Source organism: Mucilaginibacter sp. GW822-FHT03E02, from assembly GCF_058801545.1.
The window spans coordinates 1,288,548-1,305,468 of sequence record NZ_JBXANJ010000002.1 but is presented as its reverse complement, the minus strand read 5'-3'; the positions used below and the strand labels follow the sequence as shown (position 1 = coordinate 1,305,468).

The following is a 16,921-nucleotide window of genomic DNA, read 5'->3' as shown; positions in this document are numbered from 1 at the left end:
CAACGCACAAACTAATTTATATGTTTCCGTCAGCGGGAGTGATAGCAATCCAGGTACCCAAAGTGAACCGTTGGCGTCCATAACTGGTGCGTTGACTATGGCACGGAAAATTTCGGGAGCTGTTTTTATCAGGCTATACGGAGGTACCTATTATTTTAGCAAGCCTGTGGTGTTTGGCTCTGCCGACTCCAGGAAGGATAATGAGCCCCTCACTTTGACCAATGTTGACCACCAGAAGGTTATCATAAGCGGCGGCGCTAAATTAGACGGCCTGAATTGGACAGCATATAAAAACGGTATCTGGCAGGCTAAGATGGGTCATGATCTTGTTTTTGATGAACTGTTTGTGAACGGTAAATTACAACATATGGCCCGTTACCCAAACTATGATCCGTCGGCTCAGTTTCTTGGTGGCACAGCAGCCGATGCAATAAGCAAAGAACGGGCTGCAAGGTGGAAGTCGCCAGCAGGAGGGTATGTGCATGCATTGCACAGTGCCAGGTGGGGAGATTTTCATTACATCATAACAAGGAAAGACGTCAGCGGCCAACCTATACTGGAAGGTGGCTGGCAAAATAACCGGCGTTCGGGCATGCATGAAAGATATCGTTATACAGAGAATGTTTTTGAAGAGCTTGACACGGTCAACGAATGGTATTATGATAAGAAAACGAAAATATTATATTATCTCCCATCTAAAGGCCTTGATTTAAAGGCTGCAAGGTTTGAAACGCCACAGATTGCCCATTTATTTGAATTCAGGGGGACGGAAGAAAAGCCGGTCAAAAATATTACTATCTCTGGCCTTACATTAACAGAGACGGTACGCACTTTTATGCAAAACAAGGAGCCCTTGCTGCGCAGCGACTGGACAATTTACCGGGGCGCGGCAGTATATTACGAGGGTGCGGTACGTTGCAACCTCGAAAATTGTGTGCTACATGATTTGGGCAACAATGCTGTTTTTTTTAGCAAATTTAATCGCGGCTGTCAAGTGTCCGGATGTCAGATTTCCGAAATCGGTGCAAGCGGCATTTGTTTTGTCGGCGACCCGGGTGCGGTACGTTCGCCCAGTTTTGAATATTACCAGTATATACCTCCGGCGGAAATTGACCGTACACCCGGGCCCAAAACAAACAACTATCCAAAAGACTGTAAGGTTTATGATAACCTGATGTTTAACCTTGGTTATGTAGAAAAACAATCAGCCGGGGTGCAGCTATCTATGAGTCAGGATATCACGGTAAGCCACAATACCATTTACGATGTGCCCCGTTCCGGTATAAATGTAAATGAAGGAACCTGGGGAGGGTATATCATTGAATATAATGATGTGTTCAATACGGTAAAAGAAACCGGAGACCATGGTTCTTTCAATTCCTGGGGCCGCGACCGTTACTGGCAGGCCGATAAGAAAAAACTTGATTCAATTGTTGCCGAAAACCCCGGCATTGCACTCCTTGATGTGGTGAGGCCCATAGTCATCCGTAACAACCGGTTCCGCTGCGACCATGGTTGGGATATTGACCTGGACGACGGATCCAGCAACTATCTTATCTACAATAACCTTTGTTTAAACGGAGGTATCAAGCTACGGGAGGGCGTAAACCGTGTTGTTGAAAACAATATCATGGTTAATAATACTTTTCATCCCCACGTATGGTTTAAGAACAGCGGCGACGTGTTTCGCCATAATATCGTTGGAACAGGATACTTACCTATCGGTATTTCCGCCTGGGGAAAGGAAGTTGATTATAACACTTTTTCTGATTCTTCTTCACTGGCTGAAGCCCGTTTGCGCGGAACGGACAGTCATTCGGTGTACGGCCCCCTAACCTTTGAAAATACTGAAAAAGGGGATTTTCGCGTGAATGAGGGTGCCGCTGCGTTGTCCGTCGGGTTCAAAAACTTCGCGATGGATAATTTCGGTGTTGTTTCCGCGCGGCTGAAGACCATTGCAAAAAAGCCAATCTTCCCGGCAGTCGTTGTCACTAATAATTTAAGTAAAGATGATGCAATAGATTTTATGGGTGCCAGGGTCAAAAACCTGGGCACAGCCGGCGAGCAATCTGCAACCGGCATGGATCAGATCAGGGGTGTGTTGGTGCTCTCTGTTGCCCATAGATCGGCCGCATCGGCATTCCTTCAGGCCAATGATGTAATACTGACTTTTAATCGCAGGCAGATTAACAACCTTAAAGATCTGCTGGAAGCCCGGAGTGCGGTTGCCGGGAAAAATACCGAAATAGTGGTCTTTCGCAACCAACACCAGTTGAAGCAAAAGATTGAATTAAAGATGTAATAAATATGAATTTATGAATAGAAATTTTTTCCTGGGAATTGTTTTTTCTTTATGGCCGGCAGTGTTTTGCAGCGCTCAAATCAGTGCGCCTAAACCATTTGGCCCGGTGCCAACCAGTAACCAATTGCGTGTGCAACAAATGGAATCCTATGCATTTGTGCATTTTTCATTGAACACCTACACCGATCAATCCTGGGGATTTGGTAACGAAGATGTGAATTTGTTTAATCCAAAGGACCTGGATTGCCGGCAATGGGCACGTACCTGCAAAGAAGCAGGTATGAAAGGAGTCATCATTACCGCGAAGCATCATTGCGGTTTTTGCCTTTGGCCATCAAAATATACAGCGTATTCGGTTAAAAATTCGCCATGGAAAAATGGCAAAGGCGATGTAGTGAGGGAAATGGCCGCCGCCTGTAAAGAATATGGTCTGAAATTGGGCATTTATCTGTCACCCTGGGACAGAAACAGCCCTGATTATGGTAAACCGGAATACATTACCTATTTCAGGAATCAGCTCACTGAGCTACTGACTAATTATGGGCCCATTTTTGAAGTATGGTTTGATGGTGCTAACGGAGGGTCGGGTTATTACGGCGGTGCCGATGAAACCCGTACTATTGACCGGACGACCTATTATGACTGGAAGAATACTTATGCCCTTATCCATAAACTGCAGCCAAATTGCGTAATCTGGAACGACGGGGGCGAGAGGGGCGATCTTCGTTGGGTAGGAACAGAATCAGGGTATGTAGGCGAAACCAATTGGAGCCTGCTTAATGCGACTGGTGATGTGCCCTACAATATGCTGCATTACGGTTTGGAGAACGGTAATAGGTGGGTTCCCGCCGAAGTAAATACTTCCATCCGGCCGGAGTGGTTTTATCATCCCGGTGAAGACACTAAGGTAAAAACGCTGCCCCAGCTGATGGACACTTACTATCACTCCATTGGCCGTAATGCTACTTTCCTGCTTAACTTTCCGATCATGCCCAATGGCTTGATCAATGAACGAGATGAAAAAGCAGCCCTGGAATTTGGTAAAGCGGTTAAGGAAGCCTTTGCGGTGGACCTGGCTAAAATAAAGAAAACAACGGCTTCCAATGTTCGTGGCAACAATAAGGAATTTGGTGCCGGCAAAGCTGTTGATAATAATAAAGACACTTATTGGGCAACGGACGATAATATAAAAACTGCTTCGCTAACTATCGATTTGGGTAAGCCAACTACATTCAATCGTTTCCTGGTGCAGGAGTACATCCGGTTGGGCCAAAGGGTGAAGGCATTCACGGTTGAAGCCCTGGTTGACGGTAACTGGAAAGAAGTAGCTAACGCGACGACGATTGGGTACAAACGTATCCTTACTTTCCCGAGTGTGAGGGCTACAAAGGTTCGGTTAACTATTAAGGATTCAAAAAGTTGTATTGTTATTTCCAATATCGGTGTTTATGATGCGCCGCAGATTTTGACTGCGCCATCTATAATCAGGGACCAATCCAGTAAAATAATTATAACCCCGGCAGACAAGGAATCGGCAGTTTATTACACACTGGATGGCAGTGCACCCACCACGGGTTCAAAAAAATATACTGGTCCGTTTCAAACAGATGGAAAATTGGACGTGAAGGCAATTGCCGGCGACCCTACCACGGGCAAAAGCAGCCCCGAAGTTGAGGAGAAATTTGACTTGCCCCGCAAGGATTGGAGAATTTTAGGAGTAAGCGACGAAAAGGCTAACGCAATTTTAGATGGAGATCCGTCGACAGTATGGCACCAGGGTAAGGATAAAAAAATGCCGGTTGATTTGGTGATCGACCTGGGAAAAGAAGAAACCCTGTCTGGTTTCAGGTATTTGCCCGATCCGGGTTTGTGGGGCCCCGGCATTATTACAACTTATCAATTTTACGTATCTGCCGACAACAAAGAATGGAAACTGGTTGATGAAGGAGAGTTCCCCAATATCAAAAACAATCCGCTGATGCAAATTAAAAACTTTGCGGCTGTAAAAGCGCGCTATATTAAATTGAGGGCTTTGAAGAATACGGAAGGCAACGATAATACAGGATATGCCGAAGTAGATGTAATTACAAGCCAACCCTAATGTTATCGTCCGGTCTTTAAGGAGCCGGTTATCTATTTAAATGATGAATACACATAGTCATACTAATAATCAGTTATTTAATATGCTACTGCGGGGGATTGCACTCTTGTTTGCAGCTTTATTAGCGTTAAATGCAACGGCCCAAAACACGCCATCGAAAAGGACAAAAGAGAATTTTGACTTCAGCTGGCAGTTTCACAAAGGCGATATTGCTATCAAACGGGCAGTGAAAGCTGCCGGTTATGGAGGCTTAACAGATATCAATGTCAAAGTTGAAACAAATAAAGAAACCATTGTTGCTTATACCGATGTAGATAAAGCAGCTACATTTAAACCCGAAGACTGGAAGGAAGTAAACCTTCCGCACGATTGGTGTGTGGAGGGAACTTTTGTTAATGATAAATCAATCGGCAGCTCGCCTGCTGTAAGCGGATATTTACCCGGTGGAACAGGCTTTTATAGAAAAGAGTTTGAAATACCAGAAACCGATAAGGGGAAAAAAATATCTATTGAGTTCGATGGGATATTTAGAAACAGTACTGTTTGGGTCAATGGTCAGCTCTTAGGCAGCCACCAAAGTGGTTACACACCCTCAAACTATGATTTGACAGATGTTTTGCGTTACGGTAACGAAGGCAAAAATGTTATTTTGGTAAAGGTTGATGCTACCGAATATGAAGGTTGGTGGTACGAAGGCTGTGGGATTTACAGGCACGTTTGGCTCAATAAAACCGACAAGCTCCATGTCGACCGGTTTGGCACCTACGTTACTACATCTTTAGCCTGGCCCGGTGAAGCTGCTGTAAACGTAAAAACCAATATTAAAAACGAATACGGCTTAGTTAAAAACATTAAACTCACCTCTAAAATTGTAGATAATAAAGGAGCGGTGCTTGATACAAAAACTTCATCGCAAATAATTGAGCCATTTAGTACAACGGAGCTTTCACAAAAAGGAACAATTCAAAAGCCCTTGCTCTGGAGACCCGAAACACCAAACCTTTACAAGGTACTGACTGAAGTTTCTGAAAACGGGATAGTAGTCGACAATTACGAAACCACTTTTGGGGTAAGGACAATCGAAATAAACCGGAAGGGGGTGTTTTTAAACGGGAAGCTTTACCCGGTGAAGGGCACCTGTAACCACCAGGATTTTGCCGGGATTGGCGTAGCCCTCCCTGATAAAATAAACGAATACAAATTAAAGTTGCTCAAAGAAATGGGCAGCAATGCTTATCGTTGTTCCCATCATCCGCCCACACCGGAACTGCTTGATATGTGCGACAGGATGGGTTTACTTGTGCTGGACGAAAACCGGATGTTGTCGAGTTCTGAAGAAGGGATAAACGATTTGAAAGCCATGTTATACCGGGATCGCAACCACCCGTCGATATTTATGTGGAGTATGGAAAATGAGGAATGGATTCAAGGTACGGTAACCGGGGCCAGGATACTAAAAACCCTGGTTGACATCACCCATAAAATTGATCCAACGCGTCCTGTCACCGCTGCAATGAATCACGGGCGGAATGAAGGCGGATATAGCGATGTGCTGGATATTGTGGGATATAACTATGGAGACAAGGGATTGGCGTATGTGAAAGATCATGAAAAATATCCTAACCGAGTTGAGTTTTGTACAGAGTCCACAAGTTTCATTTCAACCCGTGGTGAGTATCAGAACGATTGGGGAAAAGGTTATGTTTCAAATCTCGGACTATGGCAACCCAACTGGGGGCCGTTACCCGGCGAAGACTGGGCGGATATTGTTAAATATCCTTATCTGGGAGGCTTGTTTGTGTGGACAGGTTTTGACTACCGTGGTGAGCCTACTCCATACCAATGGCCATGCGTTACATCACATTTCGGATTTATGGATATATGCGGCTTCCCCAAAGATGGGTATTATGCGTACAAAGCGGCCTGGACAAATGATCCCGTTGTTCATATTTTTCCGCATTGGAACTGGCCTGGCAAAGAAGGAGACAGCGTAAAGGTGCATTGTTACACCAACTGCGACGAGGTAGAGCTATTCCTTAACGGCAAAAACATAGGTAAGCAGAAAGCAACTCCATATACTAAATTGATATGGAGCCTTATGTATAAACCAGGTAAATTGGAAGCCAGGGGATATAAAGGCGGAAACTTGGTAACCAGGGACATTGTTGAAACAACAACTACTCCGGCGCAATTAACCTTGAAGAGCGATTGCAACACCCTTAAAGCAGATGGTACAGATGTGGCTGTTATCCGGGTGGCGGTTAAAGACGCCAAAGGCAGGGTAGTCCCTACGGCGGCAAACCTGGTAAAGTTTTCAATTGAAGGCCCGGGAAGAATCATTGGCACAGGCAATGGTAATCCCAGCAGCCATGAACCGGATAAAGCCAGCCAGCGGATGGCGTTCAACGGATATTGCCTGGTGCTGGTCCAATCAAATAGGCAGGCCGGGGAAATCCGCTTAAAAGCCACTTCCGAAACCCTTAAAGGAGATGAGGTTGTTATTAAAGTCAAATAAGGTTAAAATATTATTTCTTCAAAGAAATTAAAGATCACTATGAGGTTGCATAAAACTTATAATATTACATACCACGTTAAAGCAATGGTTACAACAGTGCTGTTTTTGGCTGTTAGCATTGTGTGCCAGGCTCAAAATGCTGTTAAAATTGAACGAAAACGACTATTTGATTATAACTGGAAGTTTTACTTAGGAGATACTGCATCAGCAAAATCAAGAGATTTTAATGATAAGGGTTGGCGGAGCCTTGATTTACCGCATGATTGGAGTATCGAAGGCAAAATAAGTCCTAAAAACCCCGTGGGCGGCGCTGGAGGATATTTCACGGCAGGTATTGGCTGGTATAGGAAAACCTTCAAAGCTCCGGGTGAATGGAAAGGCAAAAAAGTTTCCGTTTATTTTGAAGGGGTTTACATGAATTCTGAAGTGTTTGTTAATGGAAAATCGCTTGGAGTTTATCCTTATGGTTATTCATCCTTTAGTTATGACCTTTCGCCTTATTTAGATTTTAATAATGAAAATGTGATAGCGGTGCGGGTAGACAATTCGCAACAAGTAAACAGCAGGTGGTACAGTGGTTCGGGCATTTATCGCCATGTTTGGATGAATGTTACTGATGCTGTGCATATAGCCAATTGGGGAGTTGCCATTACAACCCCTGCTGTTTCTTCCCAAAAAGCGACTGTTCAAATTAAAACATTGGTAAAAAATGAAAGTGATTTGCCTCAAAGTATTGCTCTTAGCACCTTGTTAAAGGATGAAAATTCTAAAAATGCAGGAAATAATAAAGTAGAGGTTAAACTGGCTGCAAATAGTGAGAAAGAGGTTACGCAAACTATCATTGTAGCAGCTCCGCAGCAGTGGACACCGGAAACACCCCGTTTATATGATGCTCAAATAAGTATCATTCTAAATAAAAATGTAGTTGACAAAACGGAAACGAGTTTTGGCATACGTTCCATAAAATTTACGCCTGAAAATGGATTTCAGCTTAATGGCAAAACAGTAAAACTCAATGGCGGATGTGTGCACCATGATAATGGTTGCCTGGGTGCTGCCGCTTTTGACCGTGCAGAGGAGCGTAAGGTCGAGTTACTCAAAGAAGCCGGATTTAACGCGGTAAGAACTTCACATAATCCACCTTCCGAAGCTTTTTTAAATGCCTGCGACAGGTTAGGCCTATTGGTTGTTGACGAATCGTTTGATTGTTGGAGAATTGGCAAAAACAAAAAGGACTATGCGCAATATTTTGCCAAGTGGTGGAAACGCGATTTGGATGCCATGGTTTTGCGGGATCGTAATCACCCTTCGATTGTTATGTGGAGCATCGGTAACGAAATAGTGGAGAGGGGTAGCCCCGACGCTGTAAAAACAGCCAAAATGCTTGCAGAAGCGATAAGAAAAATAGATACCGTACGCCCTGTAACATCTGCTATTGTGGAAAATGGTAAGGAATGGGCGATTATGGACTCTCTCATGGCAGCGCATGATGTGGCTGGCTATAATTATCATTTGTGGAGTGCGGCTTCAGATCATCAGCGGGTTCCCTCACGGATGATTGTTCAAACAGAGTCGTATCCCAAGGATGCTTTTGCCAACTGGAAGCTGGTAAAAAACAACAATTATGTGCTTGGGGATTTTGTTTGGACAGCTATGGATTATCTCGGAGAATCGGGGATAGGCCGTTGGTATTATTCGGGCGACGTGCCCGGTGAACACTGGGAACATGATTTTTTTCCCTGGCATGGCGCTTATTGTGGCGATATTGATGTGATTGGGTGGAGAAAGCCGATTTCGCACTATCGTAACCTGCTATATAATAATACCGAAAAACTCTACATGGCTGTTCGTGAGCCCGAACCTGATCCTTTGGAAATTAAAACAACCTGGTGGTCTGTATGGCCCACCTGGGAAAGCTGGACCTGGCCGGCGTATTTGGGAAAGGCCATTAAGGTAGAAGTTTATTCAAAGTATCCCAGGGTACGGCTTTACCTCAACGATAAACTCATTGGCGAAAAGCCTACTACTGATGAGCAGGAACATAAAGCTGAATTTGATGTGCCTTATTCGCCTGGCAGGCTTAAAGCAGTAGGCGTGGGTAACGGTAAAGAGCTTGAATCAACCGTTTTGCAAACCTCCGGTGACGCTGCCAAAATCAAGCTAACTGCTGATCGGAAAGAGATAATAGCTAATGGACAGGATTTATCTTATGTTACCGTTGAGATAACCGACAAGGACGGTATACTTCAGCCAAATGCTGCGAACCGATTGTTTTTCAAAATTGAAGGCCCTGGAATAATTGCCGGTGTAGCCAATGGGGATATGAAAGATACGGACTCCTATGTCGGAAATTCGCACAAAGCCTGGCACGGACGTGCGCTGGTTGTAATTAGAAGTACTCACGGTGCGGGTGATGTTAAATTGACCGTCAGTTCCCTCGATGTGTCAGCGGCTATTTTAAATATTAAAACACTTGGGCACTAACGCTTGTGAAGGCTTATAAAGAAATCTATTTTATGAAAAAATTAATTCTACTTACGCTTTTATTTTCTTCAGCTATTCAATTTCATTGTTTATACGCGCAAGAATTACCTCAATTAAAACATGAGGGTAATATAACCAGGTTGTATGTTGATGGTAAGCCATTTATTATGGTTGCCGGGGAGTTGCATAACTCTACATCCTCCAATTTAACATATCTGGCACCCATTTTACCCAAATTAAAAGAAATGGGACTTAATACAGTTCTTGCATCAATCGCATGGGATCAACTGGAACCTCAGGAGGGTAAATTTGATTATTCTATCATTGACGGGATCATATCCCAGGCCCGTCAAAGCAAACTAAAACTTTGTTTGCTATGGTTTGGAAGCTGGAAAAATGGACTGTCTACTTACCCGCCACTTTGGGTAAAAAAAGATTCAAAACGTTTTTTTAAACTGAAGCAAAGTAACGGGAGCACCGGCGAAGTAATTTCGGCTTTTTGCAAGGAAGCGCAAATGGCAGATGCTAAGGCGTTTGTGCAGTTAATGAAACGAATAAGGGAAACAGATAAAGAACATACGGTTGTAATGATCCAAGCTGAAAACGAAGTTGGTGCATTTCAGGATATAGATTATAATAAACAAGCGCTTGACTTATTTAATTCGCAGGTTCCGGAAACTTTAACCCGGTATTTGCAAAAAAATACGAATAATCTGAGCCCTGAAATGAAATATGTTTGGCAAAAAAACGGAAGCAAAACCAAAGGTACATGGTCTGAAATATTTGCAGATACCATGAAAAGTGCACAAAACTTCTTCATGACGTGGCAATACGCCAGCTATATTAATGAAATATGCCGCTTAGGCAAAAAAGAACTAAACCTGCCAATGTATGTAAATGCCTGGCTGGTTCAGCCGACTGATTTACCCGGGGTATATCCCAACGGAGGGCCTGTATCCCGGGTGTTTGATATTTACAAAGCCATTGCCCCTGATATAGACTTATGCGCCCCCGATATTTACGCACCTAACTATAAGGAAATATTGTCGATGTATCATCGGTCTGATAATCCGCTTTTTATTCCCGAAAGCACTACCGAACAGTCCAGGGCTTTTTATGCCTATGCAGAACATGATGCCATTTGTTTTTCTCCTTTTGGGATAGAAGATGCTTATCCCAATTTGGCTTATCGGCAGGCAATCTCTGTAATAAATGAATTAATGCCATACATCATAAAATATCAGGGTACTGGTAAAATGCGGGGATTTATGCGTACTAAGAACAGGACTACCGACACGCTTGTATTTGGGGAGGATAAAGTAATTGTAGAATATAATAATTGGGACAATACAGGATATGGCCTGGTTATTCAAACTGCCCCAGATGAATATTTAGTAGCGGGCATTACAGCACGATTAAAATTCCAATCGAAAAATCCATCAAAAAATATTCGCATCGGACAGGTGTTTGAGGGAAAGTTTGAAGGAGAACAGTGGGTAACTACCCGGATGCTTAATGGCGATGAAACCTGGCATCATGACTGTTTGATTATAACAGGGCGTAAAGCTATGGTAACTCAAACTTTAGACGGACAAATAGTTCCTCCTCAGCCAGGACCAGGCCAACCTGTATTGGAATCAGCCAAGAATATAGAAGTTCAAACTCCTGCAGTCTACAAAGTGATAACCTATCAAATGAAATGAACATATTCTTTTTGAAAATTCTCGATCTCAATTACTTTTTTTGGCAATTCAGGCTTCAAAAAATCAGGTGATTGGTTTGCAAGCTTCCATGGCATGCGGCTAAAGGCGAACCCTATGCCTGCCGCCCTGGTCATTTTTTGGGGCCGGCGGCAGTCTGCTCTTTGGCACTTTCTTTTTGCGCCTGCCGGGTTTGTGATTTACCCTGATCCTGCTTTAGTTCTGCGTCCCGCCCGCTGGTTTGATGTTTGAGACTTACTTTAGCACTTCCTGCGGCGATATCCCCGCTTTTTGCGTTTGGTCATGGGCCTGTTTTTCCACTTTTCGCACAATCAGGCTTTGCCCGTTGGTGTCGTAAAAGTCCAACCGTGCCATACGTTTGGATAATCCACATCTTGTTGACCCTTGTTGGTTAATTTTAAAATGACCATCCTTGATACTCTGGTTCAGGTCTTTAGGTATAATAAATCAAATTGGCAAAAGGGGGGGCAATGCAACCGTTTTTTTCACATTATTGACAAAAGTTGACTTTTATTGCTGAATAGTGTGGTGATGTCCTTTTCTGAAGGTATAGTTTTGGGACAATAATCTATAAGCCATTTTTAAAAATTGAAGAAATATTTTAATGTTAACCCTAAGTATCATCAATGAGATGTGAGGGTATCAGGCTATTGATGTACCATGCAAACGGTTTCTATGCAACGCATCAACAGGCCGAAAGCGCATTTGTATTTCGACAATTTATTATTTACCAAAATTGATTTAAGTTAAAGAATCTACCATGAATATTAAACGCAGTGCACTATTGTTGGCGGCGGGCTTTGTAATTCTGTCAGGATTAAGATCACAAGGACAGTCTGCAACTCCAGGCAAGATAGATGTTATAACCGAAAATGATACTGTACGAAGTATCGCGCCATTATTTACCCCGGCTACCGCATCAAAAAAAGCTCCGAATAGTGAAGGGTTTATTCAGCGCTGGTCACTATTGGAACCCATTAACAAATCCATACGGAGTAATCTTGTTTTTACCGTTAACTACCTGAAAGCGCAGTTTGAAACCGATTATTTCCCAAACCAGTTTACGGTTATTCCGAAGAATGGTGAAAAAGTAAAAGTTGGCGAGCAGGAATTGTTTTGGCATACATTGGAAAGCCCAAATTTCAACGTCAAATTATTTCGTTTTGCCTATGGCTTAAGGAAACAGACCTATGCCGTATTGTTTTGGGCGGTAACTGTAGTAAACAGTCCGCGCGAGATAAAAAATGTACGATTGGCGGTAGGGTCAAACGGAGGATCAATGTGGTGGCTGAATGGCAAAGAAGCAGTAATACTTGATGGGGACAGGCGCATGGTAATGGATGATTGTGTTTCGGTCCGGCTGACACTAAATAAAGGGAAAAATATCATACGCGGAGCAGTGATCAATGGGCCCGGGCTCAGTGATTTTTGTGTTCGGCTGCTGGATGAAAAAGGAGCGCCGATAAAAGATGTAACTATTACGCTGCAATAAATTAACTGATCATCCCATTTAACATCGAATTTGTAAAAACAATTGAGTTATTATGAAATTAATAGTGAAGGTATTAAGTACTATAGCCCTGTTTTCATTGTTATTAACCGGACAGGCCAATGCACAAGTTGGCAAACCATTTATACATGACCCCTCTACCATTGCAGAATGCGATGGAAAGTATTACACATTCGGAACATTTGGAGGCGGGTTAATATCCGAAGATGGCTGGACATGGAATGGCGGCGGGGCCGCTCCTGATGTATTAAAAATTGGTGATCGCTACCTTATTGTTTATGGCGCCACCGGCGGCGGCCTGGCGGGCGGTCATAACGGAACAATATTAACCATGTGGAATAAGTCGCTTGATCCAAAGTCACCGGATTTTAAATACTCGGAACCTGTAAAAGTTGCTTCGTCTGATGGTATTGAAGATTGTGATGCTATTGATCCGGGGCTTCTGCTTGACCCAACCGATGGAAGGTTATGGTTATCCTACGGTACCTATTTTGGGTATATACGCCTGGTGGAGCTTGACCCTAAAACGGGTAAGCGTGTTGAAGGTAATAAGGCACTAAACATAGCTATTGATTGTGAGGCCACAGATTTGTTATATCGGGATGGATGGTACTATTTGCTTGGAACACATGGTACCTGCTGCGATGGCCCAAACTCAACTTATAATATTGTTGTTGGCCGCTCCAGAAAAGTAACCGGGCCGTACCTTGATAATATAGGAAGGGATATGTTGAAGGGCGGCGGCAAAATGGTAGTTGCAGCTGGTGACAGACTGATTGGACCAGGACATTTTGGACGTATTGTAGTTGGCGATGGGGTAGAAAAAATGTCTTGCCATTACGAGGCAGATCTGGATCAAAGTGGCCGTAGCGTATTAGGTATCCGCCCGTTGCGATGGAAAAATGGATGGCCTGTGGGAGGTGATAACTTTAAAGAAGGAACTTATGAGATTGAGTCTGAGCGAAGGGGCTATGCCTTAGAATTGGGCGTTGATTTTACGAGAATGCCTGGTGGGATGCGATTTAACCGGAATAATGATGAACCGGTGAAACCGGTACCATCCCAGGAGTTAGCAGATGTAGTTAAAGGCTGGCCAGCCGGAAATATTGGTGTGCGGATAAGCGATTATATGTTCCGCCCGCATCAAAAATGGGCAATTTCGCCAGTTCCTGGCGCAGGGGGATACCTGGGCGGACCGTATTATAAAATAGTAATTGCCGGAACAGACCGTGCATTGGCGGCAACAGCCGAAGCTGAGCTTGTGACCGTTCCAGCGTTTACCGGAGCACCGGAGCAATTATGGCGAATTGATCAGCTGACTGATGGAACTTATAGGATTATGCCAAAGGTGATTCCAAACTCGGGGGAAAAGCTGGCTTTAGTTTCATCTGGCGACAGCACGCCTACACTCGCCAAATTTGATATGAATAGTGAGAATTCCAAGTGGAATTTCAAGACTCACTAACTTATCTAAATGCGCTCCGGAAATGCAACTATTCTGAAACTTAAATTATGGAGATATGAATTTTAAATGTTTAATTATTTTATTAACGGCCTGCCTGTCGGATAGCTTTTGTAAGGCTCAAACCGGCACAGGCGAGATCAAAGAAGATTTCCGGTCTTCCAGCCTTAACCAGCCAGGCCAGGAATATCCCCAGGTTAATTCGCAAGGGTATGCACGTTTTCGTATAAAAGCAACAAACGCCGACAGCATAAGGGTTACCTTAGGCCTGGGCGGAAGAGGCGGGACTAAGCTGGTGAAAGGTACCGACGGATATTTTTCGGGCACAACGGAAGGGCCAATGGACGAAGGTTTCCATTACTACCATTTAATAACTGATGGAGGTATTTTTAATGACCCGGGCACGTTGAATTATTACGGCTCCACCCGTTGGGAAAGCGGTATAGAAATACCTGCTCATGACCAGGACTTTTATGCCTTAAAGGATGTGCCTCACGGCAATGTGCAACAAATACTTTTTCCTTCAAAAAGCACAAATACGCAGCGGAGGGCCTTCGTTTACACACCTCCGGGTTATGACAAGGAAAGATCGAAGAAATACCCCGTGTTGTATTTACAACATGGCTGGGGCGAAGACGAGACCGCATGGAGCAACCAGGGGCATGCCAACCTGATCATGGATAACCTGATTGCTGAAGGCAAAATAAAACCTTTTATTATAGTGATGACCTATGGCATGACTAACGATATTAAAATGAAGCCGGGTGGCTTAAGGGATTTTAAGATAGATGCTTTTGAAACTGTGTTAACAGATGAATTAGTGCCTTTTGTGGATGCCAATTTCCGTACGGTTGCCGATAGGGCACACCGCGCTATGGCAGGGTTATCAATGGGCGGCATGGAAACGCATTTAATAACACTTGCCAAGCCCGATGAATTTGCCTATTATGGTCTTTTAAGCGGGGGTATTTATACGCCCGCTGAATTAAAAGACAAACCTAAGGCTAAACTTATTTTTATAAGTTGCGGTAGCAAGGAAAATCCTGCTGGCGTAAATAATGCTGCGGCTGCATTAAAGGAAGCAGGCTACAACGCTGTATCTTTTATTTCAGAGAATACTGCCCATGAGTTTCTAACCTGGCGCCGCAGCCTGAAAGAACTTGCGCCGCTGCTGTTTAAAGATTGAGCTGCCTTGTTTATTTAACAGAACAAACCGACAATGAGTAGAACTTTCAATAACCTTTTTCTGGGATTCACTTTTTTTTTGTTGGCTACATCCTCGCCTTTTGCACAAACGGCTCATAATCCAATTATTTATGCAGATGTGCCTGATATGTCAATAATCAGGGTAGGCAACACTTATTACATGAGTAGCACTACGATGCATATGAGCCCCGGGGTGCCAATCATGAAGTCTAAAGATTTAGTTAACTGGAAAATTGTAAGCTACGCATATGATATTTTGGATGATACCGATGACCTAAACCTAAACAATGGCAAGAGGAGCTATGGGCGGGGTTCGTGGGCAAGCAGCCTGCGCTATCACAATGGCATTTATTATGTATCTACCTTTGCGGGCAATACCGGCAAAACTTATATTTATACCACTCATAATATTGAAAAAGGCCCGTGGAAGGCGTTATCCTTTAAACCAAGCCTGCATGACCACTCCTTGTTTTTTGATGATGATGGTAAAGTTTATATGATTTATGGAAGCGGGCGTATCATGTTGGCGCAATTGAACGATGATCTGTCCGGCTTAAAACCTGACGCAAAGCCACAGGTGCTGATAGAGAACGCCAGTCTGGCTGCCGGGCCGAATTTAGGATTGCCGGCAGAAGGCTCGCAGATGTTTAAAATCAAGGGGAAATATTACCTGTTCAATATTTCATGGCCGCGTGGCGGAATGCGAAGTGTTCTTATTCACCGGGCAGATCATATTACCGGCCCATATGAAGGCCGCCTGGCATTGCAAGACAAAGGCGTAGCCCAGGGTGGTTTGGTAAATACACCAAACGGCCGGTGGTTTGCCTATCTTTTCCGCGATTTTGGTTCAGTCGGCAGGGTGCCTTACCTGGTGCCGGTAAAATGGGAGGCTGGCTGGCCTGTATTGGGTATAAATCATCAGGTGCCCGATACCGTCACGCTACTGGCAAATAAATCGCTAATGCCGGGTATCATCTCATCGGATGAGTTTAACCGCAGGCGCGGTGAACGCGATTTACCCCTGGTTTGGCAATGGAACCATAATCCTGTTAATCAATTATGGTCGCTAAGTCAGCGTAAGGGATACCTTAGGCTAACAACGGGTAGGCTTGATACCACTTTAATTACGGCGAGAAATACGCTTACACAGCGCACGTTTGGCCCTGAATGTTCGGCCATTACAGCTATTGATGTATCCGGGCTTAAAGATGGTGATTGCGCCGGCCTTGCATTGCTACAGCAAAAATTTGGATGGGTGGGCGTAAAGGTCGAAAACGGGAATAAGTTTATCGTTATGGTAAATGCGCAGGGCGGTTCGCCGGCAGAGTCGGCAACTATTCCATTGGCCCAAAACCGGGTGTATTTAAAGGCCGCGTGTGATTTTAAGGATAGGACCGACAAAGCGTATTTTTATTATAGCCTCGACGAAAATAATTGGATTTCCATTGGCACCACGCTTCAAATGGCGTATACTATTCCGCATTTTATGGGCTACCGGTTTGGTCTTTTTAACTACGCCACAAAAGTTACCGGCGGATATGCCGATTTCGATTATTTTCGGTTGGGCGATAAATAGGCATTCAGCATTAATCCGGTTGTTTAAAGCAGGCACGTGTTTCA

9 protein-coding genes are annotated in these 16,921 nt (G+C 43.9%); all 9 read left to right on the top strand.

Translation table 11 applies throughout. The annotated features are described in order from the left end of the window. Window positions 1-97: 97 nt before the first annotated feature. The 9 genes from AC1RM2_RS32020 to AC1RM2_RS31980 all read left to right on the top strand — a co-directional run bounded on the left by AC1RM2_RS32020 (window position 98) and on the right by AC1RM2_RS31980 (window position 16,877). Entirely contained in the window at window positions 98-2,302 is a 2,205-nt protein-coding gene (locus AC1RM2_RS32020) for a right-handed parallel beta-helix repeat-containing protein (RefSeq protein WP_492989193.1), read from the top strand. A 13-nt stretch (window positions 2,303-2,315) separates the two neighbouring features. After that, window positions 2,316-4,403: a discoidin domain-containing protein gene (locus AC1RM2_RS32015; RefSeq protein ID WP_492989192.1), complete on the top strand. Its 2,088-nt coding sequence runs from the start codon at window positions 2,316-2,318 to the stop codon at window positions 4,401-4,403. 82 nt (window positions 4,404-4,485) lie between these two features. After that, window positions 4,486-6,918 carry a beta-galactosidase GalA gene (gene galA, locus AC1RM2_RS32010; protein WP_492989191.1) on the top strand — a complete coding sequence of 811 codons (2,433 nt, stop codon included), beginning with the start codon at window positions 4,486-4,488 and terminating at the stop codon, window positions 6,916-6,918. 39 nt (window positions 6,919-6,957) lie between these two features. Continuing rightward, window positions 6,958-9,402 (top strand): glycoside hydrolase family 2 TIM barrel-domain containing protein, encoded by a 2,445-nt coding sequence (locus tag AC1RM2_RS32005; RefSeq protein WP_492989190.1) that lies wholly within the window; start codon window positions 6,958-6,960, stop codon window positions 9,400-9,402. 32 nt (window positions 9,403-9,434) lie between these two features. Beyond that, window positions 9,435-11,105, top strand: a complete 1,671-nt coding sequence (locus tag AC1RM2_RS32000) for a GH35 family beta-galactosidase (protein WP_492989189.1) — start codon at window positions 9,435-9,437, stop codon at window positions 11,103-11,105. Window positions 11,106-11,883: 778 nt separating this feature from the next. Then, a complete protein-coding gene (locus AC1RM2_RS31995; RefSeq protein ID WP_492989188.1) occupies window positions 11,884-12,615 on the top strand; it encodes a hypothetical protein in 732 nt (243 codons plus the stop codon). 52 nt (window positions 12,616-12,667) lie between these two features. Continuing rightward, complete coding sequence (locus AC1RM2_RS31990; protein ID WP_492989187.1) at window positions 12,668-14,098, top strand: family 43 glycosylhydrolase; 1,431 nt, start codon at window positions 12,668-12,670, stop codon at window positions 14,096-14,098. Between the two features lie 55 nt (window positions 14,099-14,153). After that, on the top strand, window positions 14,154-15,281 hold the full coding sequence (locus AC1RM2_RS31985; RefSeq protein WP_492989186.1) for an alpha/beta hydrolase-fold protein: 1,128 nt from the start codon (window positions 14,154-14,156) through the stop codon (window positions 15,279-15,281). Between the two features lie 33 nt (window positions 15,282-15,314). Beyond that, window positions 15,315-16,877, top strand: coding sequence for a glycoside hydrolase family 43 protein (locus tag AC1RM2_RS31980; protein ID WP_492989185.1), 1,563 nt, complete (start codon window positions 15,315-15,317; stop codon window positions 16,875-16,877). Window positions 16,878-16,921: the final 44 nt, after the last annotated feature.

What these genes read in the sequence shown, in the direction of transcription:
- AC1RM2_RS32005 (WP_492989190.1), top strand. Translation starts at nt 6,958, where the DNA reads ATGAGGTTGCATAAAACTTATAATATTACATACCACGTTAAAGCAATG.
- AC1RM2_RS31980 (WP_492989185.1), top strand. Translation starts at nt 15,315, where the DNA reads ATGAGTAGAACTTTCAATAACCTTTTTCTGGGATTCACTTTTTTTTTG.
- AC1RM2_RS32020 (WP_492989193.1), top strand. Translation starts at nt 98, where the DNA reads ATGGCACGGAAAATTTCGGGAGCTGTTTTTATCAGGCTATACGGAGGT.
- AC1RM2_RS32015 (WP_492989192.1), top strand. Translation starts at nt 2,316, where the DNA reads ATGAATAGAAATTTTTTCCTGGGAATTGTTTTTTCTTTATGGCCGGCA.
- AC1RM2_RS31995 (WP_492989188.1), top strand. Translation starts at nt 11,884, where the DNA reads ATGAATATTAAACGCAGTGCACTATTGTTGGCGGCGGGCTTTGTAATT.
- galA (WP_492989191.1), top strand. Translation starts at nt 4,486, where the DNA reads ATGCTACTGCGGGGGATTGCACTCTTGTTTGCAGCTTTATTAGCGTTA.
- AC1RM2_RS32000 (WP_492989189.1), top strand. Translation starts at nt 9,435, where the DNA reads ATGAAAAAATTAATTCTACTTACGCTTTTATTTTCTTCAGCTATTCAA.
- AC1RM2_RS31985 (WP_492989186.1), top strand. Translation starts at nt 14,154, where the DNA reads ATGAATTTTAAATGTTTAATTATTTTATTAACGGCCTGCCTGTCGGAT.
- AC1RM2_RS31990 (WP_492989187.1), top strand. Translation starts at nt 12,668, where the DNA reads ATGAAATTAATAGTGAAGGTATTAAGTACTATAGCCCTGTTTTCATTG.